This is a genomic window from Pseudaquabacterium terrae (genome assembly GCF_013266755.1).
Taxonomy (GTDB): domain Bacteria; phylum Pseudomonadota; class Gammaproteobacteria; order Burkholderiales; family Burkholderiaceae_C; genus Pseudaquabacterium; species Pseudaquabacterium terrae.
Map to the genome: position 1 here is coordinate 1 of NZ_JABRWJ010000007.1, position 25,788 is coordinate 25,788.

The following is a 25,788-nucleotide window of genomic DNA, read 5'->3' on the forward strand; positions in this document are numbered from 1 at the left end:
AGTAACGTCCTACCTGCATGGAGGCCGCCGGCGAGCGCCGGGGGCCTGCACCATCACGGCACGGTGGCCAGGGTGGGGGAATTTACGTGTCGATCAGTGGGGGAGTTCGGGTGTCGTTCGGGGGCGACGTAGAGCATGAGGTGTCGTCCGGTCGTTGTTGATCAAGACCGTGATCCTCGCGACCGATCTTCGGCGGTCACCGGACGACACGCATGGCATGCGGGGCACATGGTGCATGCACCTGGCTGCTCACTCTTGGCGACGAGTTCGATGGCCGCGAGAAGGACGCCGAGATCGCTCGTCGTCGTGTCGAACAAATTGACAGCTGAGCGCCGTCAAGCAAATGCTTCGAGCCAAAATCAACAACTTGCAAGCAAGGCATACAAATTGCGTTCGGGTCCTCACTTCGGGAGGTCTGCCATGTTCAAGCTGCTCTTGTGCGCTGTACTCTGGGCCTACGCCGGCGTATCCATCGCCGCGCCAGTAACGTTCTCGTTCGCGGGCTTTCTCATTGCAGTTGATGCACCTCTAGCGGGCGATTTCGCCGTCGGCCACTCGTTCAGCGGCACGATCACCATCGACTCGAACACTCCCGACAGTTCCCCGGGCAACCCAAATTTCGGCAGGTACTCCAGTCCGAACCTCGCGTTGACGGTGGGGGGACACTCCTTTGCCGACCCAGTCGGCCCCGGTGGCGTATTCGGCGTGTTGAATGGGTTTTCGGACACCCTGAACATCCTCGGAGATGCAACGGGGCCGACCGTTGCCGGACTTACGCCGGCCGGCTACTCCCTCTTCTTTGCCGATACCAGCGGTACGGTGTTTGCGGATGACTCGTTCCCGATCTGGCTGGATTTGAACGACTTCGATAGCGGCGCCACGTTTCGCCTGTCATTCCGAGACTTGAGCACCGGGGACATCTTCGGAATCACCGGCGTCATAAACTCTTTCGCCACGACTTCTGTCCCCGAACCCGGTAGCGTCTGGCTTGTCTTCGCCGCCCTTGTGCCGCTGCTCGCTGCCCGTCGCCGCAGCCGGGCTTAAGTCTCCTCCACACCGATCTCGGCCCAAGGCAGACCAGGTAGGGCTCGACTTCTTGCGCTCATCGCAGCCTCTCGTGAAACCAGACCGTGCACGATCAACTGGGCCTCGTCAGGCGCTCCGGGCATTACGTTCTTTGATGCTTGCGGCGATCTCTACGGCGCGCAGGCCCGCGCGTACATCGAAAGGCGCGATTGCGGGTAGGCTGAAATTGAGCAGCGAGACTCGGCTCAGCAAGCCCGCGCCCTTAACGTCCTTCGAGTAGCGCACGTCTGCGTGCTGCTTGCCACGCTTGTGGCCGAGCAGTTCGTACTTGCGGCGCCCGGTCGTGCCCGTTTCTTCAAGCGCGTTGGCGAAGGCATGACGAAGCGAGTGGAACACCTTCTTCCCGTTTCGCGGGATGCCAAGCTGATCCCCTAGGAAGCGGTCGTTGAACCACTTCCCTGCGTCCTTGCCGTAGCCCTTGTCTGCGTCGAAACGAAGTTCGGGGAACAGCCGCTCATGTCCCGCGGCACGTAGCGCGGCTGCGTAGCCGAGGAGGCCGAGCTCGACCAGGTGAGGGTGGATCGGAACGTCTCGCTGGGCGTTCACAGTCTTGAGCCGCTTCTCGGCACCTTCCACATCCGGCTCCTCGTCAGCCGGGTCGAGGTCCAGCTTGTCGGCACGGTCGAGCGAGAAGTGGATGTAGACGTTGCCCTTCTCGTCGAGCTTGAGGTCGTCCAGGTACAGCTGGCTAAGTTCGTTGAGACGGCCACCGGCATATATCCCCAACAGCGGCAACCAGTAGTAGAACGATCGGAAGTGACGCGACAGGACGCCACGGGTGTTCACCACCCGGCCCTTGGCGTACCACTCGCTGGAGAAGATCAGCGCGAGGTCTTCCTGCGAGAAGAGGTCGCGCTCGTCCTCGTCCTTCTCTGTCTTCTCCGGGCGACCGGACGCGAAGGTTGCCGCCGGATTCGCGGTCATGTAGGTCTTGCTCATCGCCCATCGAAAGCACTCGCCCAGCTTCGACACGTACGTGTGAACGGTATCGATCGACATGCACACAGCGCATGGGTTCGAAGAGATCCACTGCTCGATCTTGGGCCAAGTCAGTTCGTGGCCGAGGTCGCGACACATCTTGGAGAGGTCTGGGCCTGTAGGTAGCTGGCGAAGACGTTGCGCGTACTCGTCGACAATGTCCTCTCCTTCAGGCATCAGGCACAGTTCTCCCGACAGCCTGTCGCCGACAAGAGGGACGAACCACTTCAGCCGGTTCTCGCCCTGGCGAATCACCGTGGCACTCCAGGCGGGCTTGCTTTCAGCGCCCTTCGGGCGGCTCTTCATCCTGACAAACTCACGGATGATCGAGCTCACCGGCTTTGCGGCATGGCGGTGCTCTGACCCGTTTTCGCGTCGGACGGGCTCTGGCCGTTGCGCCGCGTCCTTAGCTGTCGCACGGGCCTTCTCGATCAACTCCTTGCTCAGGGTGGACAGGGTAGCGAGGCGGAAAGTCTCGACGTGGCTTTTCGCCACCCACAAGTCGTCCGTGCCGATGTCGATGCCACCTGGTCGGATGAGGAACAGCGCGTGCACTTCCGTGCTGATCCGACCGGAGCCGATCCTCTTGCCTTGCCTCAGTGTTTCGGCAACGAAGTCTGGCTCAAGGAACTGGACGTAGCCCGAGACGGAAGTCAGCTCGCAGAGGTCGGCGACGCTGTCCAGCACGTACCCGCCCGTGTCCTCTCGGTTGATCTGGTGTCCCGGCAGCACCTGACTGGGGTCCCAGCCTTCCCAGTGCAGCGCGTATGCGTACAAAGCGTTGCCGTGGTTGATCGCAAGCTCCGTCGCAAGGAGGAGGGGATCAGTACCAAGCGCTTCGGCGGCGTCTTTAAGGGGAAGAAGTCCCTCGCCCAGCAGGCGAGGACTCCCGTGAACGATGGCGGCGATGTCCAAGCGATCCAACTCGCGGAAAAAGCTGCGCCAGGTCGCTTGCACGACCGCGGCAACCTTCATCGCGGACGAGCGCTCCCGGCAGCCGGTTGAGCTATGGATCTCGCGCCGCCCAAGACGGCGCTGTAGGCGGGCCGGAACGCAGACCCGAGCAACGTAGATCCCACTGGTTCGCCTGAGCAGGCAGAGACCGTACCCCATTGTGACCCCACTTCGTAGTAGTGGGGTGCGCGGACGTCGGTCGTAGCCTCACAAAGTCCTTGTGCCAGAAGCACTTAGAGCATTCGTGGAGCGGGTGAAGGGAATCGAACCCTCGTATGAAGCTTGGGAAGCTGCCGTTCTACCATTGAACTACACCCGCAGCGGCGGCTAGTGTAGCGTGGCAAACCACCGTAATAACCTGCGTGGCGGCATGCGGGCCGCTCGGGCATCATGCGGCGCGCGATGAACGAGCCGATCCAGCTGCTGTACCTCGGCACCGAGGTGCCCGACCTCGGGACCTCGGCCTATGGCCCCTTCGTGCTGCACCCGCTCGGGTCGCTCGACGAGCTGAGCGATGCGCTGGGCCAGCAGGCGAGCGACGCGGTCGTGATCGCCTTCGATGCCGCCGACACGCTGTCGACACTTTCCGCCTGGCCGGCGCTGTCGCGCGCATTGCTCGATACCGCGATGGTCATCGTCGCGCCCGAACCCGATGCCGCCGAGGCCTTGCGCCTGCTGCGGCTCGGCGTGCAGGACGTGCTGCCGACGCGCGAGGCGGGCGCCGATGCGCTGGCGCGGTCGGTGCGGCTGGCGGTCGAGCGCAAGCGCGCCGAGCGCATGGCGCGCAAGGCCTATGCGACCGACCTGGCCACCGGCCTGCCCAACCACGCGCAGCTGATGGAACACATGACGCACCTGCTCGCGTTGCGCGAACGGGAGCCGGCGGCAATGGCGCTGCTCGCGGTGCGGCTCGACGGCCTGGCGGCCACCGAGGCCAGGCTCGGGGCCGAAGCCGCCAACGTGCTGCGCCGCAAGGCCGCCGTGCGGCTGCGCTCGGGCCTGCGCGCGAGCGATGTCGTCGCCTCGGTCGGCGGCGACACCTTCGCGGTGCTGCTGGCGTGGATCGACGACGAGGGGGCGGCCGACGGGGTCGCGGCCAAGCTCGGCGCCGCGCTGCGGCGGCCCTTCAGCGTTGCCGGGCAGGAGCTGAGCTTGAGCATCAGCGTCGGCGTCGGCCAGTACCCGTCGCAAGGCAAGGATGCCGACGGGCTGCTGCGGCGTGCGCTGGCCCATGCGACCGGCGTGGCCGCGGTCGGCGCTTCGGTGCACGGCCTGCGCAGCACCGAGCGCCGCGATCCGGCCGCGAACGACGAGCTCTGAGCTGGGCTCGGCAGCTCTGTCTGCGCTTCAGGCCTACTTCAGGATGTCGCCGAAGCAGAGGTACTTGACCTCGACATAGTCCTCGATGCCCTGGCGTCCGCCCTCGCGGCCGAGGCCCGATTGCTTGACGCCGCCGAAGGGCACCTCGGCGGTCGAGATCAGGCCGGTGTTGATGCCGACCATGCCGTATTCCAGCGCCTCGCCGACGCGGAAGATGCGGCCGACGTCGCGGCTGTAGAAGTAGCTGGCGAGGCCGAACTCGGTGGCATTCGCCGCGGCGATCGCGTCGGCCTCGCTGTCGAAGCGGAACACCGGCGCCACGGGGCCGAAGGTCTCCTCCTTCGCGCACAGCATCTCGCTGGTGACCTCGGCCAGCACCGTCGGCGCGTAGAAGCGCTCGCCGATCTTCTGGCCGCCGACGACGATGCGCGCGCCCTTGGCGACCGCGTCGGCGACGTGGCGCTCGACCTTGTCGATCGCCGCGAGGTCGATCAGCGGGCCCTGCGTGACGCCGGGCTCGAAGCCGTTGCCGACCTTCAGCGCCTGCGTCTTCTCGGACAGCCGGGCGACGAAGCGTTCGTAGATGCCGGCCTGCGCATAGATGCGGTTGGCGCAGACGCAGGTCTGGCCGGCGTTGCGGTACTTGCTCTGCATCGCGCCTTCGACCGCCGCGTCGAGGTCGGCATCGTCGAAGACGATGAAGGGCGCGTTGCCGCCGAGCTCGAGCGAGAGCTTCTTGATCGACGATGCGCACTGGCGCATCAGGATGCGCCCGACCTCGGTGCTGCCGGTGAAGGACAGGTGGCGGATGATGTCGCTCGAGCACAGCACCTTGCCGATCTCGATCGAGTTGTCGGCGTCGGCGCTGATGATGTTCAGCACGCCGGCCGGCATGCCGGCGCGCTGCGCGAGCTCCGCCACCGCCAGCGCCGACAGCGGCGTTGCCTCGGCGGGCTTGATGATCACCGGGCAGCCGGCGGCCAGCGCCGGCGCGACCTTGCGCGTGATCATCGCGATCGGGAAGTTCCACGGCGTGATCGCCGCGCAGACGCCGATCGGCTGCTTGATCACCAGATAACGCTTGTTCTGATCGGTGCTCGGGATCGTCTCGCCGTAGATGCGACGCGCCTCTTCGGCGAACCATTCGATGAAGCTGGCGCCATAGACCACCTCGCCGCGTGCTTCGGCCAGCGGCTTGCCTTGCTCGGCGGTCATGATGCGGGCCAGGTCGTCGGCGTGCTGGTTCAGCAGCGCGAACCACTTCATCATCACCGCGGCGCGCTCCTTCGCGGTCTTCGCGCGCCACGGGCCCCACGCCCTCTCGGCAGCAACGATCGCGTTGTGGCAGTCGACCGGGCCGCAGTTCGCGACGTCGGCGAGCTTCTCGCCGGTGGCCGGGTCGGTGATGTCGAAACGCGCATTGCCGGTGATCCATTCGCCGCCGATCAGCGCATCGGTCTTCAGCAGGCTCGGGTCGTTCAGGGTCGCCAGTGGCGTGGTCTTCATGTCCATTGCAGCAGTCTCCAGGGGGCTTGGCTGCAACTCTACTTCGCTCATCGGTAGCTCACTTTCGGCAGCACGCAAAGCATCTCGTACAGCAGGTTGGCGCCGAGCAGTGCGGTGTTGCCGCTCGGGTCGTAGGGCGGCGAGACTTCGACCAGGTCGGCGCCGACCAGCGTCAGGCCGCGGCAGCCGCGGATGATCTCCAGCGCCTGCGGCACCGTGAGCCCGCCGATCTCCGGCGTGCCGGTGCCACCGGCGAACGACGGGTCGATGCCGTCGATGTCGAAACTGAGGTAACAGGGCGCGTCGCCGATGCGTTCGCGCACCTGCTGCATCAGGGGGCTGAGTGATTGGTACCAGACCTCGTGCGCCGGCACGATCGTGAAGCCCTGGCGGCGCGGCCAGTCGAAGTCATCGGCGGCATAACCGGTGCCGCGCAGGCCGATCTGGAACACGCGGTCACACTGCAGCAGCCCCTCGTCGACCGCGCGGCGGAACGGCGTGCCGTGGGCATAGGGCTCGCCGAACATCTCGTCGTTGACGTCGGCATGCGCATCGACGTGCACCATCGCCACCGGGCCGTGCCGCGCGGCCAGCGCGCGCAGGATCGGCAGCGCGATCGTGTGGTCGCCGCCCAGCGTCAGCGGGATGCAGTTGGCGGCGAGCACACGTTCGTAGAAGCTGCGGATGATCGCCAGCGACTTGTCGATCGAGTAGGTGTTGATCGGCACGTCGCCCAGGTCGGCGACCTGCAGCGTGTCGAAGGGCGCGGCGCCGGTGGCCATGTTGTAGGGCCGCAATAACGCCGATTCGGCGCGGATCTGGCGCGGGCCGAAACGCGCGCCGGGGCGGTGGCTGGTGCCGATGTCCAGCGGCACGCCGATGAAGGCGGCGTCGAGCCCGTCGGGCCGGTCGGCCTGCGGCAGGCGCATCATCGTCGCGATGCCGCCGAAGCGCGGCATCGCATTGCCGCTCAGCGGTTGTGCGCGCGGCGTGGCGAGTCCATCACTCATCGTCGTACTCCGCAAAGAAGCGGCCCAGCTGCGCATCGGGAATCTGCTGCTCCGCGAAGCTGAAGGTGCCACGCTCGCGCATCTCGTCGGCGGCCCGGCGCACGAGGCCGAAGGTCGCGCGGGCCAGGCTGCCGCCGATGCTGATGCGGCGCACGCCCATCGCGCCGAGCTCCTGCACCGAGAGGCTGGCGCCGGTCAGGCCCATCACCACGTTCATCGGCGCCGCGACTTCGCGCACCAGCGCGGCGAGGACGCCTGAGTCGCGCACGCCTGGCACGAAGAGGCAGTCGGCGCCGGCTTGGGCGTAGAGGCGGCAGCGCTGGACCGCTTCGTCGAAGGCGTCCGGATGGCCGCACAGGAAGGCATCGCTGCGCGCCGTCAACGTGAAGTCCAGGCCGCTCGCATCGGCCGCCGCGCGGGCCGCGGCGATGCGCTCGGCGGCCGTGCCGGCATCGAACAGCGGCGCGGCGGCGTCGCCGGTCGCATCCTCGATGTTGCCGCCGGCCGCTCCGGCGTCGATCGCCAGCCGGATCGTCTCGGCCACGTCGGCGGCCGTCGGGCCGTAGCCGGCCTCGAGGTCGGCGTTCACCGGCACCGATACCGCATGCGTGATGCGCCGGATGTTGTCCATCATCTCGCTGCGACTCACGGCGCCGCTGCCGTCGGACCGGCCCAGGGAGTAGGCGATGCCGGCGCTCGTCGTCGCCAGCGCGGCGAAGCCGCCGGCCTCGAGCAATCGCGCGCTGCCGGCGTTCCAGGCGTTGGGCATCAGGAAGACGGCCTCCGCGCGGTGCAGGGCTCGAAAGGCTCGGGCGCGCGCAGCGAGGTCGGCGGCGGTGACATCGAGACGGGGCATCAGGCTTCCTTTCGTGATCGAGACGTGGCGTGCGGGCCAGTGTCAGGGCACCGCCCGCTGACCGAGCCGCTGTTCGAGCGCGGCGCCGCGTTGCGACCAGAACGCGGCGCTGAAGGGCAGTGCGCGGCGCAGGTTGGCCGGGGCCGAGGGCAGGTCGCTGGCGGTCATCGACAGGTCGATCAGTGCGCCGTGCGCGTTGCCGGCGACGGGCTTGCGGCCTTCTTCGTACTTCAGGATCGCATGGAAGTGCGTCGGACCGTAGGGGATCGCGCGCGAGAACGCCAGCTGCGCCTCGGGCGAGGTCGCGTGGTCGATGAAGGCCAGCGCCTCGGCACGGCGCTTCGTGCCCTTGACGATCGCCCAGTAATCGAGCTCGTAGATCGCATCGTTCCAGACGATCTCCATCTGCGTGGCGCCGGCCTGGCGCGCGGCGCCGATGCGGCCGTTGAAGGCGCTGGCCATCACCACCTCGCCGGCGGCCAGCCACTGCGGCGGCTGCGCGCCGGATTCCCACCACACGATGTGCGGCCGCAGCGTCTCGAGCTTGGCCAGCGCACGCGCCTGGCCGGCCTCGGTCGCCAGCACCGCGTAGACGTCGCGCCGGTGCACGCCGTCGGCCATCAGCGCGAATTCGAGGTTGTAGCGCGCGCCCTTGCGCAAGGCGCGCTTGCCGGGGAAACGCGCGACGTCCCAGAAGTCGGCCCAGGTGGCCGGCGCGCGCTTCAGCTTCGAGCCGTCGTAGGCCAGCACGGTCGACCAGACGAAGGCGCCGACGCCGCAATCGTGCACGCTGCCCGGCAGCATCAGGCTGCCGTGGGCGAGCTTCGTGCGGTCGATGCGCTCGAACAAGCCCTCGGCGCAGCCGAGCGCGAGCTCGGTCGACTCGACCTCGATCACGTCCCAGCGGACGGCCTTGGCCTGCACCATCGCGCGGATCGGCGCGAGATCACCGCTGGTCTCGGCGGTGGTCACCGCGAAGCCCTGCTGCCTCGCGAACGGCTGCACGAAGGCCACCGCCTGCGCCTGGCCGTTGGCGCCGCCGAAGTTGGCGAGCGTCAAGGGCTGTGCGTACGCCGCGCCGGCGACGGCCAGCACCCAGCCGCCCGCGATGCGGGCCCACGTCGACAAGACCATGTTCAGCTCCGGTGGGAGGGCTGTTCGTTCACGCGCGCCGGCCGCGTATCCATTCGAGCGCCAGCATCAGCCCGGTGGTGAAGATCGTCAGCAAGGTGGCGACGGCGGCGATCGTCGGATTGATGTTCTCGCGGATGCCGGTGAACATCTGGCGCGGCAGCGTCACCTGCTCCGGCCCGGCGATGAAGAGCGTGACGACGACCTCGTCGAACGAGGTCGCGAATGCGAACAGCGCGCCCGAGATCACGCCCGGCGCGATCACCGGCAGCGTGACGCGGAAGAAGGTCTCCAGCGGCGACGCACCGAGGCTCAGCGACGCACGCACCAGGTTGTGGTTGAAGCTCTGCAGGGTGGCGAGCACGGTGGTGACGACGAAGGGCGCGCCGAGCGCGGCATGCACCAGGATCAGCCCGAGGTAGGTGTCGGCCAGCCCGATGCGGGCGAAGAACAGGTAGCAGGCGACGCCGACGACGACGATCGGCACGACCATCGGCGCGATCAGCAGGCTCATCAGCAAGCCTTTGCCCGGGAACTGCACCCGCGCCAGGCCGACCGCCGTCAGCGTGCCCAGCACGGTGGCGATCAGCGTTGCGGCTGGCGCGACGATGAAGCTGTTCTTCGCCGCGCGCGCCCATTCGCCGGAGGTGAAGAGGTTGTGATACCACTGCAGCGACCAGCCCGGCATCGGGTAGGCGAGGAAGGAGCTGGCCGAGAACGACAGCGGCACGATCACCAGGATCGGCAGCAGCAGGAAGACCAGCAGCAGCACCGCGAACACGCGCAGCGCCCACCAGCCGAGCTTGTCGGCGAGCGTGTAGTACGCGGGGAACGTCGGGATCAGCGCGTGCATCGTGCTCAGCCCAGGCTCAGCTCGGTTTTGACGACGCGCCGGTACACCGCATAGAGCAGCAGCGTTGCCGTCAGCAGCACGGTACCGAGCGCGCAGGCCATGCCCCAGTTGATGTCCACATTGGTGTACTGCGCGATGTAATAACTCAGCATCTGGTCGTCCGCGCCGCCCAGCAGCGCCGGCGTCACGTAGTAGCCGATGCTCAAGATGAAGACCAGCAGCGCGCCGGCGCCGATGCCAGGCCAGGTCTGCGGCACATAGACTCTGAAGAACGCGGCCAGCGGCGGGCTGCCGAGCGAGACCGCGGCGCGCAGGTAGGTCGGCGGCACCGACTTCATCACGCTGTACAGCGGCAGGATCATGTACGGCAGCAGGATGTGCACCATCGCGATCACGACGCCGGTGCGGTTGAACAGCAGCGTCGCCGGCTCGCCGAGGATCGACAGCGACACCAGGCTCTTGTTCACCAGCCCCTCGCGCTGCAACAGCACGATCCAGGCCGCCACGCGCACCAGGATCGAGGTCCAGAACGGCACCAGCACCAGGATCATCAGCACGTTGGCGCGCCGCGCCGGCAGCGTCGACAGCCAGTAGGCGAGCGGATAGGCCAGCACCAGGCACCACAACGTGACGACCAGGCTGATCTCGAAGGTGCGCAAGAGGATGCGGGAAAAGACGCGCTGCTCGGGCTCGACGACGCCGATGCCGCCCTCGGCGCGGCGCTTCAGGTCCACCGCTGTCAGCAGGTAGTCCGGCGTCCAGCGCGAGCTGTTCTTGGCAATCGCTTGCCAGTAGCGCAGCTCGGCCCAGCGCTCGTCGAGCGCGAGCAGTTTCTCGCGCGTCTGCTCGGGTGTCAGCTTGTCGCCGAGCGGCAGCGCGCGGTAGGTGCCCATCACCAGCGAGCGGGCGCCGGAGGCTTCGGTGTTGAGGCGTCGTGCGACGGCACCGGCATCGGAGCCCTCGCTGATCGCACCGAGGTCGGCCACCAGCGCGGCAAAGGCCGCCACTGGCGGAGGGCTCGTGCGGTCCCAGTCGGCGAGCGCCGCGCCGGTGCGCGTCAAGGACTTTGCTATCTCGGGGTTCTCGATCGCCCGCTGCAGCAGCGCACCGATCGGCACGAGCAGGGTTGCCAGCAGGAACAGCAGCAGCGGCAATGTCAGCGCAATCGCCATCCAGCGCTTGCGCTGCTCGACGAGCGCGAGCGAGCGCTTCAGCGCCGGCGAGCCGATGGCAATGGTGGCGGTGGTCATCGTCTCGACTCCGGACGCTGCTGTGCTGCTAACGCCCTTACTGCGCGGCCCAGGACGCGAAGCGCTTCTCGAGCTCCTCGCCCTGGTCGGCCCAGAACTTGATGCCGAACTGCATCGCGTCCTTGACGTTCGCCGGTGAGGTCGGCAGGTTGGCCAGCACCTTGGCATCGAGCTTGGCCAGCGCCTTCTGGTTGGTCGGGCCGTAGGCGATGTTCTTCGCGTACTCGGCCTGCGCCTCGGGCGTGCTGGCGAAGGCGATGAACTTGTAGGCGGCGTCCTTGTTCGGCGTGCCCTTGACGATGACCCAGTAGTCGAGGTCGTAGATGCCGCCGGTCCAGGTGATCTTCAGGTTCTTGCCTTCCCGGTTCGCGGCGTCGATGCGGCCGTTGTAGACCGTGCTCATCACGACGTCGCCGGCCACCAGGTACTGCGGCGGCTGCGCGCCGGCTTCCCACCACTGGATGTGCGGCTTGAGCTCGGTGAGCTTCTTGAACGCGCGGTCGGCGCCTTCCTTGGTGCGCAACTGCGTGTAGACGTCGGCCACCGGCACGCCGTCGGCCATCAGCGCGAATTCGAGGTTGTAGCGCGCGCCCTTGCGCATGCCGCGCTTGCCGGGGAATTTCTTCGTGTCCCAGAACTCGGCCCAGCTCTTCGGACCGTCCTTGAGCTTGTCGCCGTTGTAGGCCATCACGGTGGACCAGACGAAGACGCCGATGCCGCACTCGGTGACGCCGGCGCGCAGGAAGTCGGCGCGGTTGCCGATCTTCGTGTAGTCCAGCTTCTCGAACAGGCCCTCGTCGCAGCCGCGCGTGACGTCGGGCGATTCGACCTCGACGACGTCCCAGGTGACCTTCTTGGCCTCGACCATCGCCTTGATCTTGGCCTGCTCGCCGTTGTATTCGACCGGCACGATCTTCGCGCCGCCGCTCTTCTCGAACGGCTCGACGAAGGCCTTCTTCTGCGCCGCGCCATTGGCGCCCCCGAAGTTGACGACGGTAAGCTGGGCAGACGCTGAATGAGCGAAAGCAGCCGCGAGAGCGGCGACGCCCAGAATGCTCTTCTTCATGACGGTTCTCCTTGAGGAGCGGGTGAGGGAGGGGATGTGCTCAGGCGTAGACGCGCAGGAAGGGCGGCGGGATCTGCAGCCACACCGTCTGCCCCGGCACCGGCTGCTCGCCGGCGGACAAGGGCAGCTTGACGGTGGCCTGGGCCTGGCCGGCCAGTGCGCAGCGCAGGCGCAGGTGGTCGCCGAAATAGATGACGTCGTTGACAGCAGCCTTCAGCACGTTGATGGCATCGCGCGGCAGCGCGAGGTGGGCTTCGATGCGCTCGGGCCGCACCGAGGCCAGCACGTTCGCGCCGGGCAGCGCGCCGTTGACGTTGATGCCGGCCAGGCGCTCGCCGGTCGGCAGCACCAGCTCGCAGGTGCCGCCCGCACCGCCCTGCGCGGCGCCGAGCGTGCCGGCCAGCTGCGTGCTGTCGCCGACGAAGCCGGCGACGAAACGGTTCGCCGGTGTTTCGTACAGCCGCTCGACGCCATCGATCTGCTGGATCTCGCCGTCGTTGAACACCGCCACCCGGTCGCTCATCGTCAGCGCCTCGCCCTGGTCGTGCGTGACGTAGACGAAGGTGACGCCGAGCTGGCGGTGCAACTCCTTCAGCTCGATCTGCATGTGCTCGCGCAGCTGCTTGTCGAGCGCGCCGAGCGGCTCGTCCATCAGCACGAGCTGCGGTTCGAAGACCAGCGCGCGGGCGAGCGCCACGCGCTGCTGCTGGCCGCCGGACAGCTGCGCCGGATGCCGCTGGTCGCGCCCGGTCAGCTGCACCATCGCCAGCGCTTTCGCGACCCGTTGCGCGATCTCGGCCTTGGGCAGCTTGCGCACCGTCAGCGGGTAGGCCACGTTCTCGGCCACCGTCATGTGCGGGAACAGCGCGTAGTTCTGGAACACCATGCCGAAGTGGCGCTTGTGCGGCGGCGTGCCGGTGATCGGCTGGCCGTCGAGCAGGATCTCGCCGGCGGTCGGCGATTCGAAGCCGGCCAGCATCATCAGGCAGGTGGTCTTGCCCGATCCGGAGGGCCCAAGCAGCGACAGGAACTCGCCGCGGCGGATATCCAGGTCGAGCGAGCGCACGACCAGCGTCTGTCCGTCGTACGTCTTCTGCACGCCGCGGAATTGCACCAGCGTGTCGCGAGCCGGCTCGGCCGTGGGCGGCGCGGCGCTGCCGTCGGTCGACACGACGCGCAAAGGGCTCGCGGGGCGTTTGTTCATCGGCATGCTTATCAGACCTCGGGCTCAGGCCAGCGCGGCGTCGAAGACGCGGGCCAGGATCGCGAGGCCTTCATCGATCAGGGCGTCGGAGGCCGTCAACGGCACCAGCACGCGGATCACGTTGCCGCTGGGGCCGCACGATAACAAGATCAGGCCGGCTTGGGCAGCCGCGGTGACGATCGCTTTCGCCAGCGCGCCGTCGGGCTGATGCGGATCGCCATCGCGAAAGAGCTCGATCGCCACCATCGCGCCGATGCCGCGCACGTCGCCGATCACGGCGTGCTTCGCGGCGATGGCCCGCAGGCCGGCGCCCAGCCGTTCGCCGAGCGCGCGGCTGCGTTCGAGCAGTTGCTCCCGGTCGAAGGCCTCGATCACCGCCAGCGCCGCCGCGCAGGCCAGCGGGTTGCCGGCGTAGGTGCCGCCGAGGCCGCCGGGTGCCGGCGCGTCCATCACCTCGGCGCGGCCGATGATGGCCGACAGCGGGAAGCCGCCGGCCAGCGACTTGGCCATCGTGATCAGGTCGGGCGCGATGCCGTCCCAGTGCTCGCAGGCCAGCCAGGTGCCGGTGCGGCCCGCGCCGGTCTGCACCTCGTCGGCGATCAGCAGGATGCCGTGGCGCTTGCACAGCGCGTGCAGGCGGCGCACGAAGTCCAGCGGCGCCACGTGGAAGCCGCCTTCACCCTGCACCGGCTCGAGGATGATCGCCGCCACGCGCGCCGGCTCGACGTCGTGCTGGAAGATCGCCTCGATCGAGGCCATCGCGTCGTCGATCGACACGCCGAGCAGCGCATTCGGGAAGCGCGCGTGGAAGACCTCGGCCGGGAACGGACCGAACCCGGCCTTGTAGGGCTGCACCTTGCCGGTCAGCGCCAGTCCCATCATCGTGCGGCCGTGGAAGCCGCCGCCGAAGGCGATCACCGCCGAACGCTTCGTGTAGGCGCGGGCGACCTTGATGGCGTTCTCGACCGCTTCCGCACCGGTGGTCATCAGGAAGCTCTTCTTGGCGAATGCGCCCGGCGCCAGCGCATTCAAGCGCTCGCACAGCTCGACGTACGGCTCGTAGGCCAGCACCTGGAAACAGGTGTGCGTGTAGCGCTCGAGCTGCGCGCGCACCGCGGCCGAGACGCCGGGGTGGCGGTGGCCGGTGTTGAGCACCGCGATGCCGCCGGCGAAATCGATGTAGCGCCGGCCCTCGACATCCCACACTTCAGCGTTCTCGGCACGCTCGATGAAGATCTCGTGGGCCTGCCCCAGGCCGGCCGGCAGCGCGGCGCGGCGGCGGGCCATCAATGCGGCGTTGTTCAGGTACGGGTCGCGGTGCATCGGTGTCTGTCCTTGCCTTCTGGCTGGCTTGGGGGGCGACTCTAGGCACGAGACCCGACAGCTACCATGTACAGCTTGTGGTCTTCGCTCGATGCACTGTGCAGGCGCGGCGACCTGTACAGATTCCGGAAGTCACGGTCTTCGCACGCATGTTCACGCTTCAACCCGAGTCGCCGGTGCGGCTGGTGACCCAGATCGTCGAAGGCTTCAGCCGGCTGATCGAGGAGGGGGCCTTGCGCGCCGGCACCAAGCTGCCCTCGATCCGCCAGTTCGCGCAGGCCCACGGCGTCAGCGTGTTCACCGTCGTCGAGGCCTACGACCGGCTGGTCGCCCAGGGCTGGCTGCAGTCGCGGCCGAATTCCGGCTTTTTCGTGCGCCGCCGGATCGGCGGCACGGCGGCGCCGGCGGCCACCAGCAGCGCGCTCGGCGGCAACGCCTTCGACGCGATGTGGTACCTGCGCAAGATCTTCGAGAACCGGCACCTGACGATGAAGCCGGGCTGCGGTTGGCTGCCGCGCGACTGGCTGTTCGAGGACGGCCTGAAGCGCAGCCTGCGCAGTCTGGCCGGCGAGGACGTCGACCTGGCGGGTTATGGCGATCCGAAGGGCTTTCTGCCGCTGCGCAAGCTGATCCGCGACACGCTGGCCGAGCAGGAGATCGCCGTCACGCCCGACCAGGTGCTGCTGACCCAGGGCAGCAGCCAGGCGCTGGACCTGGCTGCGCGGCGCCTGGTGCGTGCCGGCGATGCGGTGCTGGTCGACGATCCGGGCTACGCGAACCTGCTGTTCGGCCTGCGCTTCCTTGGCGCACGGTTGATCGGTGTGCCGCGCACGCCGGCGGGCTACGATCTGGCCGCGCTCGAGCGCTTGATCCAGCTGCACCAGCCGCGCGTCTTCTTCACGCAGCCGCGGTTGCAGAGCCCCACCGGCTCGGTGGCTCAGCTCGCGCACCTGCACCGCGTGCTGCAGCTGGCCGAGAAGCACGACCTGCTGATCGTCGAGAACGACATCTACGCCGAGCTCGACCCCGACCCGCGGCCGTCGCTGGCCAGCCTGGACCAGCTGAACCGCGTACTGCAGATCGGCAGCTACTCGAAGACCGTGTCGCCGAACATCCGCGTCGGCCACCTCGTCGCGCATCCGGATCTGATCGAGGACCTGGCGCAGCTGAAGATGATTGCCGGACTGACCTCGTCGGAGTTCGGCGAGCGGCTGGCCTATGGCGCATTGACCGAGGGTCGCTGGCGCAAGCATCTGAAGGGCTTGCGCGAGCGCCTGGCGCAGGCGCACGAGCGTGTCGCCGGCCGGCTCGACGGCCTGGGCTTCGAGCTCTTCGCCGAGCCCAAGGCCGGCATGTTCCTGTGGGCCCGCCATCCGGCCATCGCCGACGCCGCGCAGGCGTCGATGCAGGGCGCCGAGAGCGACATCCTGCTCGGCCCCGGCCACCTGTTCGCCGCCGACCTGCAGCCGACGTCGTGGATGCGCTTCAACGTCGCCTACTGCGGTGATCAGCGGGTCTTCGCCTTCCTCGAAGGGCAGATACCCCCCAGATAGAATCGCGGCCCTATGAAAGCCGCAGAAATCCGCTCCACGTTCCTGAAGTTCTTCGAGTCGAAAGGCCACCAGGTCGTGGCCTCGTCCCCGGTGGTGCCCGGCGACGACCCGACGCTGCTGTTCACCAACGCCGGGATGAACCAGTTCAAGGACGTCTTCCTCGGCTTCGACAAGCGGCCTTATTCGCGCGCCGCCACCTCGCAGAAGTGCATCCGCGCCGGCGGCAAGCACAACGACCTGGACAACGTCGGCTACACCGCGCGGCACCACACCTTCTTCGAGATGCTGGGCAACTTCAGCTTCGGCGACTACTTCAAGAAGGACGCGATCCAGTACGCCTGGGAGCTGCTGACGGTGAATTTCAAGCTGCCGTCGGACAAGCTGTGGGTCACCGTCTATGCCGAGGACGACGAGGCCTACGAGATCTGGAACCAGGTGATCGGCGTGCCGGCCGAACGCATCGTGCGCATCGGCGACAACAAGGGCGCGCGCTACGCCTCCGACAACTTCTGGATGATGGGCGACACCGGCCCCTGCGGTCCGTGCACCGAGATCTTCTACGACCATGGTCCCGACGTCGCTGGCGGCCCGCCGGGATCGCCCGAGCAGGACGGCGATCGCTACATCGAGATCTGGAACAACGTCTTCATGCAGTTCAACCGCACCGAAGACGGCACGATGCACAAGCTGCCCAAGCCCAGCGTCGACACCGGCATGGGCCTGGAGCGGCTGGCCGCGGTGCTGCAGCACGTGCATTCGAACTACGAGATCGACCTCTTCGTCGCGCTGCTGGCGGCGGCGAAGAAGGCGGTCGATGCGGCCGGCGGCGGTGATTGCGACAAGGATTCGCCGTCGCTGAAGGTCATCGCCGACCACATTCGCGCCTGCTCGTTCACCGTCGTCGACGGCGTGATCCCCGGCAATGCCGGCCGTGGCTACGTGCTGCGACGCATCGCCCGCCGCGGCATCCGCCATGGCTACAAGCTGGGCGCGCGCGCGCCGTTCTTCCACAAGCTGGTGCCGGCGCTGGTCGCTCAGATGGGCGAGGCGTACCCCGAGCTGCGCCAGGCCGCCGCGCGCGTCACCGAGGTGCTGCAGCAGGAGGAAGAGCGCTTCTTCAAGACCATCGCCAACGGCATGGAGATCCTGGAAGCGGCGCTGGCCTCGGGCACGAAGCAGCTCGACGGCGACACCGCGTTCAAGCTGCACGACACCTTCGGCTTCCCGGTCGACCTGACCGCCGACGTCTGCCGCGAGCGCGGCGTGACGGTCGACGAGGCGCGCTTCAACGTGCTGCTCGAGGAGCAGAAGCAGCGTGCCCGCGAGGCCGGCAAGTTCAAGATGGCGCAGGGGCTGGACTACACCGGCATCTCGACCACTTTCCACGGCTACGACCAGCTGGCGCACGACAGCGCCAAGGTCACCGCGATCTATGTCGACGGCACGCCGGTGGCCGGCGCGACGGCGGGCGACGACGTGGTGATCGTGCTCGACCACACGCCGTTCTATGCCGAGAGCGGCGGCCAGGTCGGCGACAGCGGCGAGCTGCGCAATGCGACGACGCGCATGCTGGTCGAGGACACCGTGAAGATCCAGGCCGACGTCTTCGGCCACCACGGCCGCATCACCGAGGGCTCGGTGGCGGTGGGCGACGGCTTCATCGCCCGCGTCGATGCCGACCAGCGCGCGAAGACCGTGCGCAACCACAGCGCGACGCACCTGATGCACAAGGCGCTGCGCGAGGTGCTGGGCGCGCACGTGCAGCAGAAGGGCTCGCTGGTCAACGCCGACCGCACGCGCTTCGACTTCGCGCACAACGCGCCGATGACAGACGATCAGATTCGCCGCGTCGAGGCGATCGTCAATGCCGAGATCCTCGGCAATGCGGCGACCGATGCCTCTGTGATGGCGCTCGACGATGCGCAGAAGTCGGGCGCGATGATGCTGTTCGGCGAGAAGTACGGCGACAAGGTGCGCGTGCTGTCGATCGGCACCAGCAAGGAGCTGTGCGGCGGCACGCACGTGCAGCGCACCGGCGACATCGGCCTGTTCAAGATCGTCGCCGAAGGCGGCATCGCGGCGGGCATCCGCCGCGTCGAGGCGGTGACCGGCGAGAACGCGCTGCACTACCTGCAGACGCTCGAAGCCACCGTCGGCGAGGTGGCTGGCGCGCTGAAGGTGACGCCGGGCGAGGTGCCTTCGCGCATCGGCAGCGTGCTCGACCACGTGCGCGCGCTCGAGAAGGAGATCGCCGCGCTGAAGGGCAAGCTCGCGTCCGCGCAGGGCGACGAGCTGCTGGCGCAGGCGGTCGACGTCAAGGGGCTGAAGGTGCTGGCGGCAACGCTGCAGGGCGCCGATGCGAAGACGCTGCGCGAGACGATGGACAAGCTGAAGGACAAGCTGAAGACCGCGGCGATCGTGCTCGCGGCGGTCGACGGCGACAAGGTCCAGCTGGCCGCTGGCGTCACTGCCGACAGCATTGGCAAAGTGAAGGCTGGCGAGCTCGTCAATTTCGTCGCGCAGCAGGTCGGCGGCAAGGGCGGCGGCAAGCCGGACATGGCAATGGCCGGCGGCACCAATGCCGCGCTGCTGCCGCAGGCGCTGGCGTCGGTGCAGGGGTGGGTGGCGGAGCGGGTCTAGTTCCCGCTCGTCCGGCGCGTTCGGAGTTGTTGGTCGCAGACATTCAGCGGCCTGTGCGCCAAAGCCGGCGGCGGGCACGCTGGCCGGGCGGAGGCCGCGATCGGCCCTGGGGGCCGATTGCCCTGCGCTGCTCGCGGACGCGGGATGGGCGGACAACTCGGCCCCGAGTACAGGGCCTCAGACACGTCCGCCCAGCTCCCTTCGGTCGCCGACCCGCGCCCGCTGCGCTGCTCGGCGCGACCTCCTGACTGCCCGGCCAGCGTGCCCGCCGCCGGCTTTGCAGAGATGGGGTGGCATGCGACGAGAAACCTCTGCGTGACGGGTGTTGGGTCTTCTTCGCGCACCTCAGTGGTTTTGCAAAGCCGGGTGCGGGCTGCGTGGCCCGGGCATTCAGAGATGAGCGCCGAGCAGCGCAGCGGGCGCGGGTCGGCGACCGAAGGGAGCTGGGTCCACGTGTCTGAGGCCCTGTACTCGGGGCCGAGTTGTGGACCCATCCCGCGTCCGCGAGCAGCGCAGGGTAGTCGGCCCCCAGGGCCGACCGCCATCTCGCCCGGGCCGCGCAGCCCGCGTCCGGCTTTGCCGCACCAATGGTTGCAAGACCTGCAACTCAACAGCGCACCGAAGGCTGCTTGAAGTACCTATTCCTTGACCGCCCCGGTCATCCCCGACACGTAGTACTCGACGAAGAACGAGTACAGCACCGCCACCGGTAGCGAGCCGAGCAGGGCGCCGGCCATCAGCGCCCCCCAGTGGTAGACGTCGCCCTCGACCAGCTCGGTGATCACGCCGACCGGCACCGTCTTGGTCTCCGACGACGAGACGAAGGTCAGCGCGTAGATGAACTCGTTCCACGACAGCGTGAACGAGAAGATGCCGGCCGAGATCAGCCCGGGCACCGCCAGCGGCAAGACGATCTTGGTCAGGATCTGCCAGCGTGTCGCGCCGTCGATCAGCGCGCATTCCTCGAGCTCGTAGGGGATCGAGCGGAAGTAGCCCATCAGCAGCCAGGTCGAGAACGGCACCAGGAAGGTCGGGTAGCTCAGGATCAGCGCGAAGCGCGAATCGAAGAGCCCGAGCTGGAAGATGATCGTTGCCAGCGGGATGAACAGGATGCTGGGCGGCACGAGATAGGCGAGGAAGATCGCCAAGCCCACCGAGCGTGAGCCGCGAAAGCGCAGCCGCTCGATCGCATAAGCCGCAAAGACGCTGGCCACCAGCGACAGCGTGGTCGCCACCACCGACACCAGCAGCGTGTTCAGCAGCCACTGCGGGTACTCGGTGTCGAACAGCAGCTTGCGAAAGTGCGCCAGCGTCGGCTTGAGGATCCAGAACGGGTTCGCGCTGCGCGACACCAGTTCCTCGTTCGGCTTGAACGAGGTCATCGCCATCCAGTAGAACGGGAACAGCAGCACGATCAGGAACACGCCGAGCGGCAGGTAGGTGCTGATCCAGCGCCGCGGCAGCGTGTCCAGGTAGTGCATGCCGCCCGAGTCGGCGGTGGGCTCGGCCTTCATGCGTCGCTGCCGCCTTGCTGCCAGCGCCGGCGCTGCAGCCCGAAGTAGCTGAACAGGATCGCCGCCAGCAGGAACGGGATCATCGCGGTCGCCAGCGCGGCGCCTTCACCTAAAGCGCCGCCGGGAATCGCGCGCTGGAACGACAGTGTCGCCATCAGGTGCGTGGCATTCAGCGGGCCGCCGCGCGTCAGCACGTAGATCAGCTGGAAGTCGGTGAAGGTGAAGAGCACCGAGAAGGTCATCACCACCGCGATGATCGGCGTCAAGAGCGGCAGCGTGACGTGGCGAAACTGCTGCCAGCGGTTCGCGCCGTCGATCGCCGCCGCCTCGTGCAGCGAGGGTGGCACCGTCTGCAGCCCGGCCAGCAGGCAGATCGCGACGAAGGGCACGCCGCGCCAGACGTTGGCGGCGATCGTCGACGCACGCGCCATCCACGGGTCGCCGAGGAAGTCGATGTAGCGGTCGATCAGGCCGAGCCGGGTCAGCGCCCACGACAGCACCGAGAACTGCGCGTCGTAGAGCCACCAGAAGGCGATCGCCGACAGGGCCGTCGGCACGATGAAGGGCAGCAGCACGATCGCGCGGATGAAGCTCTTGAACGGCAGGTGCCGGTTCAGCAGCAGCGCGAGCCAAAGGCCGAGAACGAACTTGAGCACGCTGGCGACCAGCGTGTAGACGATGGTGTTGAACAGCGACAGCAAGGCGATCGAATCGCCGGCCAGGAAGGCGAAGTTGTCGAGCCCGACCCACACACCGGCACGCCCGATCTTCGTGTCGGTGAAGCCGAGCCAGGTGCCCAGCCCGAGCGGGTAGGCCAGGAAGACCAGCAGCAGTGCGCCGGCCGGCAGCATGAACAGCGCGCCGAGCAGGTGGCGGTTGTCGAGCCAGCGCGCTGCCATGGTCGCGTCTTTCGGATGTCAGACCTTGTAGTAGCGGGCGGCGCGGGCGGCGGCGCGCTCGGCCGCTTCCTTCGGCGTCTTCGACCCGCTGGCGGCCTCGGCGACCATGTCGACGACGATGAAGTCGGCGATGGCGCCGGCCGAGGCATATCCCAGCTGCCCGGCGTAGCCATGGTGGCGCATGCGCGACAAGCCATGGCGGAAGGCTGCTGCCTTCGGCTCCTGCGTCCAGATGGGGCTGTTCTCGTAGGCCTTCAGCGGTTGCATCACGTAGCCGAGCGATGCGGTCTGCCACGGCACGTACTGCTCCTGCTCCATCATGAAGCGCAGGTACTCCTTGGCCGCCTTGGGGTACTTGCTGTACTTGAAGACCATGCCCTGCGTGATCTGGTGCAGCTCGCTGCCCTTGCCGGTGGGGCCCAGCGGCCAGTTGGCGTGGTCGATGTCATCGGCCATCAACTTGAGCTTCTCGTCGGGCGAGTTCTTCGCCACGTAGTAGACCGAGATCGCGTTGTTGGTGCAGCTGATCTGGCCGTCGAGGAAGGCCTTGTTGTTGCTCGGGTCCAGCCACGACAGCGTGCCGGGCGGGAAGGTCGCGTAGAGCTGCTTGACGTACTCCAGCGCGGCGATCGTTTCGGGGCTGTTGATGACGACGTTGCCCTTGCCATCGACCATCTGGCCGCCGAAGCCCCAGACGATCCAGTAGCACCAGGTCGTCGCATCGCCGCTGGCATGTCCGAGCGCGTGGCCCACCGGCGTGCCCTTGGCATGCATCGCCTGCGCGAACTTCAGGTAGTCGGCGGTGGTGGCCGGGAAGCTGTCGAAGCCGGCCGCCTTCATGTGGCTCTTGCGGTAGACCATCGCGCCGCCGTTGGCGCCGATCGGCAGGCCGATCCAGTCCTTGCCGCGCATGCCGTAGTCGCGGCACACGGGGTACCAGCCGCCGTACTTGCGGCCCAGGTACTCGGCCACGTCGGTCAGCGACACCAGCTTGTCGGGGTACAGGTGCGCGTCGTCGTACCAGCCGAGGATGATGTCCGGTCCGCTGCCGACGTTGGCTGCCACCGCGGCCTTCGGCCGGATGTCCTCGAAGCTCTCGCTGTCGACGCGCACCTCGACCTTGAACTGTTCAGCGAACTTCTTCGTGTTCGCCAGCCACAGCTCCTCGTCGCCGGCGACGAAGCGCTTCCAGCGCATCACGCGCAGCTTGGCGCCTTTTTCGACCTGCGGCGTCCAGGTGGCTTGCGACAGCGCGTCGGTCGACAGCACGGCGGCGCCGCCGGCGAGCAGGATGTCGCGTCGATTGAACTGCGCCATGGTGGTCTCCTTCGCTCCTGGGGTGGGTCTCATGCGGCGAGGCGCTCGCCGGTCTCGGGGTGAAACAGGTGCACACGTTGCGCGCTCAAGCGCAGCGTGTCGCCGATGCGCAGGTCGCGGCGCTCGCGCAGCAGCACCGTCAGGTCGTGCGGGCCGGCGCGGCACAGCAGGTGGGTGTCGGCGCCGGTCGGCTCGATCACCCGCACGGTGGCGGGCAGGCCGTCGGGTCCGGGCACCAGGTGTTCGGGGCGCACGCCGAGCAGGCAAGGACGGCCAGCCGGCGGCAGCGCGCCGTTCGCCGGCACGGCCACGCGCAGGTCGGCGCCGAGCTCGACGGCGGTGCCGCTGTCGCTCAACCGGCCGGGCAGGAAGTTCATCGCCGGCGAGCCGATGAAGCCGGCGACGAAGCGGTTCACCGGCGCGTCGTACAGGCCGAGCGGCGTGCCGATCTGCACCACGCGGCCGGCATCCATCACGACGATGCGGTCGGCCATCGTCATCGCCTCGATCTGGTCGTGCGTGACGTAGATCGAGGTCGTTGCCAGCCGCTGGTGCAGCGCCTTGATCTCGGTGCGCATGGCCACGCGCAGGGCCGCGTCCAGGTTCGACAGCGGCTCGTCGAACAGGAAGACGCGGGGCTTGCGCACGATCGCGCGGCCCATCGCCACGCGCTGGCGCTGGCCGCCGGACAGCTGCCGCGGGTAGCGCTCGAGGTAGGGCTGCAGGCCGAGCACCTGGGCCGCTTCGCCGACGCGCGCCTTCACCTGCGTTTCCGGCTCGTGCGCCAGGCGCAGGCTGAAGGCCATGTTCTCGAACACCGTCATGTGCGGGTACAGCGCGTAGTTCTGGAACACCATCGCGATGTCGCGCTCCTTGGGCGGCAGCCGGTTGACGACCTGGCCGGCGATGCGGATCTCGCCGTCGCTGATCTCCTCCAGCCCGGCGACCATGCGCAGCAGCGTCGACTTGCCGCAGCCGGACGGGCCGACCAGCACGCAGAACTCGCCATCGGCGACCTCGACGTCGACGGCGCGCACGACCTCTATCGTGCCGAAGCGCTTTCGCACCTGGTGCAGGCTGACGTCGGCCACCACGACTCCTGGACAACACTAAATCGTTCTACTAAAACGATACACAACGCCGACGCGAGCGCGCCGAGTGCTTACCCGTAGCGGCTGCGAATCCGGCCGGTGTATCGTTTTACTGTATCGTTCGATCCCACATGAGCACGATCCAGGATGTCGCGCGGCACGCCCGCGTCTCGGTCAGCACGGTGTCCAACGTGCTGAACGGCCGCGCCGATCGCATGGGGCGCGAGACGCTGGCGCGCGTCGAGGCGGCGATCGCGCTGCTCGGCTTCCGCCCGAACCGCGCCGCACGGCAGCTGAAGACCGGCCAGGCCGGCATGCTCGGGCTGCTGGTGCCGTCGATCGCCAACCCGATGTACGGTGCGGTCGCGCGCGAGATCGAGTCGGTGGCGCAGGAGCGCCACGGCTTGCGCGTCGTGCTCGGCAACACCTACCGCGATCCCGACAAGGAAGCCGGTTTCTTCCAGGACCTGCTCGAACACGGCGTGCGCGGCGTCGTCGTGATCTCGTCGCTGCAGGACGAGCGGCATCTGGAGCGCGCCGTCGATCGTGGGCTGGTCGTCGTCAGCGTCGACCGGCGGGCGTCGCCGGGCTCCGATTCGCGCGTCGACCACGTGTCGGTCGACAACGCCGAGGCCGCCCGCCTGGCCACCGAGTGCCTGATCGGGCACGGCCACCAGCGGCTTGCCTTCGTCACCGCGGCGGGGCAGACGATGAGCCGCAGCGAGAAGATCCGCGGCTTTCGCGCCGCCTGCGCGGCGGCCGGGCTCGAGGCCGATGCGATGGTGGTCGACGGGCATACGCGGTCGGAATACGGTGATGCCGAGATGGCCGAGCTCGGCCGCGCCGAGGCGCTGCGCCTGGCCGCCCTGCGCCAGCGGCCGACGGGTGTGATTGCTGTCAACGACATGCTCGCCTACGGCCTGATGGCGGGCTTGCGCGATGCCGGCCTCGCGGTGCCGCGCGATGTCTCGGTGATCGGCATCGATGGCCTGTTTCTCTCCGCGCTGGTGACGCCGGCACTGACGACCGTGCAGCTGCCGCTGCCGGCCATGGCCGTGACCATCGTCGAGCGCCTGGTCGGCCGGCTCGCCGACGCGGGCGTTCCGACGGGCGAGTTCCTGTTCCAGCCGACGCTGATCGAGCGCGAGTCGGTGGCCGCGCCGCGCCGCGTGGGCGCTGCACGCGCGCGGGCCTGATGCGATGACGCGCGTGCTGCTGACCCATGCCGCGACGGCCCGCGCGCACTACTTCGGCCCGCGCGCGCTGGCGGCCCTCGAGCGCCTGGCGCAGGTGCGTCTGAATCCGCACGACCGGCCGTTGTCGACCGCCGAGCTGATCGACGCCGCGCGCGGCTGCCGCTACGTCATCGCCGACCGCGCCACCGAAGGGCGCGCCGAGCTGTTCGACGGCTGCCCGGACCTGCAGGCCTTCGTGCGCTGCGCGGTCGACATCCGCACCGTCGACGTCGCCGCCGCCAGCCGCGCCGGCGTGCTGGTGACGCAGGCCAGCGCCGGCTACGTCGCCGCGGTGGCCGAATGGGTGATGGGCGTGAGCATCGACCTCGCGCGTGGCATCGGCGACGCGAATGCCCGTTACCACGCCGGAGCGCCGCCGGCGCCGCGGATGGGGCGCGAGATGCGCGGGGCGATCCTCGGGTTGGTCGGATATGGCCAGATAGCGCGTTATCTGAGCGGCCTGGCACAGGCCTTCGGCATGCAGGTGCTGGTGCACGACCCGCATGCCCCGCGCGACGCCGATGCGCCGCCGGCGCGGTCGCTGCCGCAGCTGCTGGCCGAGTCGGACATCGTCGTCTGCCTGGCCGCCGCAACGGCCGAGACGGAAGGGCTCTTCGACGCCGCGGCCTTCGCCGCGATGAAGCCGGACGCCTGCTTCGTCAATGCCGCGCGCGGCGAGCTGGTCGACGAGGCGGCGCTGCTGGCCGCACTGAATGCCGGCCGGCTCGCCGGCTGCGCGCTCGATGTCGGGCGCGCCGCCGACCAGCGGCCGAGCGACGCGCTGGCGCGCCATCCGCGCGTCATCGCCACGCCGCACATCGGCGGCCTGACGCTGCCGGCCGTCGAGCACCAGGCCTTCGAGACGGTCGAGCAGGTCGGCGCGCTGCTGCGCGGCGAGCTGCCGCGCGGGGCGGTCAATGCAGCGCACGCCGCGCGCCTCGGCAGCGACTCCGGGAGTCCCGGTTGACGAACGCGTCGGGCCACCCGCATACTGGCCGCGTC

20 protein-coding genes and 1 tRNA gene are annotated in these 25,788 nt (G+C 68.3%); 6 read left to right on the forward strand and 15 right to left on the reverse strand.

Annotated features, from left to right (window positions below):
- Positions 1-420 precede the first annotated feature (420 nt).
- The gene (locus HLB44_RS22085; RefSeq protein WP_173127168.1) at positions 421-1,044 is read left to right on the forward strand and encodes a PEP-CTERM sorting domain-containing protein; all 624 of its coding nucleotides are present in this window, start codon (positions 421-423) and stop codon (positions 1,042-1,044) included.
- A 108-nt stretch (positions 1,045-1,152) separates the two neighbouring features.
- Here the strand turns inward: HLB44_RS22085 and HLB44_RS22090 are convergent, their stop codons facing one another.
- Together HLB44_RS22090 and HLB44_RS22095 are read right to left on the reverse strand one after the other, a co-directional pair.
- A complete protein-coding gene (locus HLB44_RS22090; protein ID WP_343051471.1) occupies positions 1,153-3,177 on the reverse strand; it encodes a DUF6538 domain-containing protein in 2,025 nt (674 codons plus the stop codon).
- A gap of 86 nt (positions 3,178-3,263) precedes the next feature.
- Positions 3,264-3,337 (reverse strand) — tRNA-Gly (locus tag HLB44_RS22095).
- Positions 3,338-3,420: 83 nt separating this feature from the next.
- On the opposite strand from HLB44_RS22095, the gene HLB44_RS22100 reads away from it, so the two are divergent.
- On the forward strand, positions 3,421-4,338 hold the full coding sequence (locus HLB44_RS22100) for a GGDEF domain-containing protein (RefSeq protein WP_173127174.1): 918 nt from the start codon (positions 3,421-3,423) through the stop codon (positions 4,336-4,338).
- Between the two features lie 33 nt (positions 4,339-4,371).
- Here HLB44_RS22100 and HLB44_RS22105 read toward each other — a convergent pair whose 3' ends face one another.
- The 9 genes from HLB44_RS22105 to gabT are packed head-to-tail and all read right to left on the reverse strand — an operon-like array spanning position 4,372 to position 14,537.
- On the reverse strand, positions 4,372-5,850 hold the full coding sequence (locus tag HLB44_RS22105) for an NAD-dependent succinate-semialdehyde dehydrogenase (protein ID WP_173127177.1): 1,479 nt from the start codon (positions 5,848-5,850) through the stop codon (positions 4,372-4,374).
- A 41-nt stretch (positions 5,851-5,891) separates the two neighbouring features.
- Positions 5,892-6,854 (reverse strand): agmatinase, encoded by a 963-nt coding sequence (gene speB / locus HLB44_RS22110; protein WP_246312410.1) that lies wholly within the window; start codon positions 6,852-6,854, stop codon positions 5,892-5,894.
- Positions 6,847-7,710 (reverse strand): isocitrate lyase/PEP mutase family protein, encoded by an 864-nt coding sequence (locus tag HLB44_RS22115; protein WP_173127183.1) that lies wholly within the window; start codon positions 7,708-7,710, stop codon positions 6,847-6,849. Before HLB44_RS22115 ends, speB begins: the two co-directional genes overlap by 8 nt.
- A gap of 42 nt (positions 7,711-7,752) precedes the next feature.
- Complete coding sequence (locus tag HLB44_RS22120; protein ID WP_425500852.1) at positions 7,753-8,850, reverse strand: ABC transporter substrate-binding protein; 1,098 nt, start codon at positions 8,848-8,850, stop codon at positions 7,753-7,755.
- Between the two features lie 22 nt (positions 8,851-8,872).
- A complete protein-coding gene (locus HLB44_RS22125) occupies positions 8,873-9,694 on the reverse strand; it encodes an ABC transporter permease (RefSeq protein WP_173127189.1) in 822 nt (273 codons plus the stop codon).
- A 5-nt stretch (positions 9,695-9,699) separates the two neighbouring features.
- Positions 9,700-10,944, reverse strand: coding sequence for an ABC transporter permease (locus HLB44_RS22130; protein WP_173127191.1), 1,245 nt, complete (start codon positions 10,942-10,944; stop codon positions 9,700-9,702).
- Between the two features lie 37 nt (positions 10,945-10,981).
- A complete protein-coding gene (locus HLB44_RS22135; protein WP_173127194.1) occupies positions 10,982-12,010 on the reverse strand; it encodes an ABC transporter substrate-binding protein in 1,029 nt (342 codons plus the stop codon).
- A 40-nt stretch (positions 12,011-12,050) separates the two neighbouring features.
- Positions 12,051-13,214, reverse strand: coding sequence for an ABC transporter ATP-binding protein (locus tag HLB44_RS22140; RefSeq protein WP_173127197.1), 1,164 nt, complete (start codon positions 13,212-13,214; stop codon positions 12,051-12,053).
- A gap of 24 nt (positions 13,215-13,238) precedes the next feature.
- Positions 13,239-14,537 carry a 4-aminobutyrate--2-oxoglutarate transaminase gene (gene gabT, locus HLB44_RS22145; RefSeq protein ID WP_173127200.1) on the reverse strand — a complete coding sequence of 433 codons (1,299 nt, stop codon included), beginning with the start codon at positions 14,535-14,537 and terminating at the stop codon, positions 13,239-13,241.
- A 149-nt stretch (positions 14,538-14,686) separates the two neighbouring features.
- Here gabT and HLB44_RS22150 point away from each other — a divergent pair, with 149 nt between their 5' ends.
- Positions 14,687-16,090: an aminotransferase-like domain-containing protein gene (locus tag HLB44_RS22150; protein ID WP_173127203.1), complete on the forward strand. Its 1,404-nt coding sequence runs from the start codon at positions 14,687-14,689 to the stop codon at positions 16,088-16,090.
- Between the two features lie 12 nt (positions 16,091-16,102).
- Positions 16,103-18,730 carry an alanine--tRNA ligase gene (alaS, locus tag HLB44_RS22155; protein ID WP_173127206.1) on the forward strand — a complete coding sequence of 876 codons (2,628 nt, stop codon included), beginning with the start codon at positions 16,103-16,105 and terminating at the stop codon, positions 18,728-18,730.
- A gap of 638 nt (positions 18,731-19,368) precedes the next feature.
- Here alaS and HLB44_RS22160 read toward each other — a convergent pair.
- Genes HLB44_RS22160 through HLB44_RS22175 form a run of 4 tightly spaced genes read right to left on the reverse strand, consistent with a single transcriptional unit; the run spans position 19,369 to position 23,551 of the window.
- Positions 19,369-20,244: a carbohydrate ABC transporter permease gene (locus HLB44_RS22160; RefSeq protein WP_173127209.1), complete on the reverse strand. Its 876-nt coding sequence runs from the start codon at positions 20,242-20,244 to the stop codon at positions 19,369-19,371.
- Positions 20,241-21,143, reverse strand: coding sequence for a carbohydrate ABC transporter permease (locus HLB44_RS22165; RefSeq protein ID WP_173127212.1), 903 nt, complete (start codon positions 21,141-21,143; stop codon positions 20,241-20,243). The genes HLB44_RS22160 and HLB44_RS22165 overlap by 4 nt, the downstream gene beginning before the upstream one ends.
- An 18-nt stretch (positions 21,144-21,161) precedes the next feature.
- Complete coding sequence (locus HLB44_RS22170; protein WP_173127215.1) at positions 21,162-22,460, reverse strand: ABC transporter substrate-binding protein; 1,299 nt, start codon at positions 22,458-22,460, stop codon at positions 21,162-21,164.
- A gap of 29 nt (positions 22,461-22,489) precedes the next feature.
- On the reverse strand, positions 22,490-23,551 hold the full coding sequence (locus tag HLB44_RS22175; protein ID WP_173127218.1) for a sn-glycerol-3-phosphate ABC transporter ATP-binding protein UgpC: 1,062 nt from the start codon (positions 23,549-23,551) through the stop codon (positions 22,490-22,492).
- A gap of 131 nt (positions 23,552-23,682) precedes the next feature.
- Here HLB44_RS22175 and HLB44_RS22180 point away from each other — a divergent pair, with 131 nt between their 5' ends.
- On the forward strand, positions 23,683-24,747 hold the full coding sequence (locus tag HLB44_RS22180) for a LacI family DNA-binding transcriptional regulator (protein ID WP_173127220.1): 1,065 nt from the start codon (positions 23,683-23,685) through the stop codon (positions 24,745-24,747).
- Positions 24,748-24,751: 4 nt separating this feature from the next.
- Entirely contained in the window at positions 24,752-25,753 is a 1,002-nt protein-coding gene (locus HLB44_RS22185; RefSeq protein ID WP_173127223.1) for an NAD(P)-dependent oxidoreductase, read from the forward strand.
- Positions 25,754-25,788: the final 35 nt, after the last annotated feature.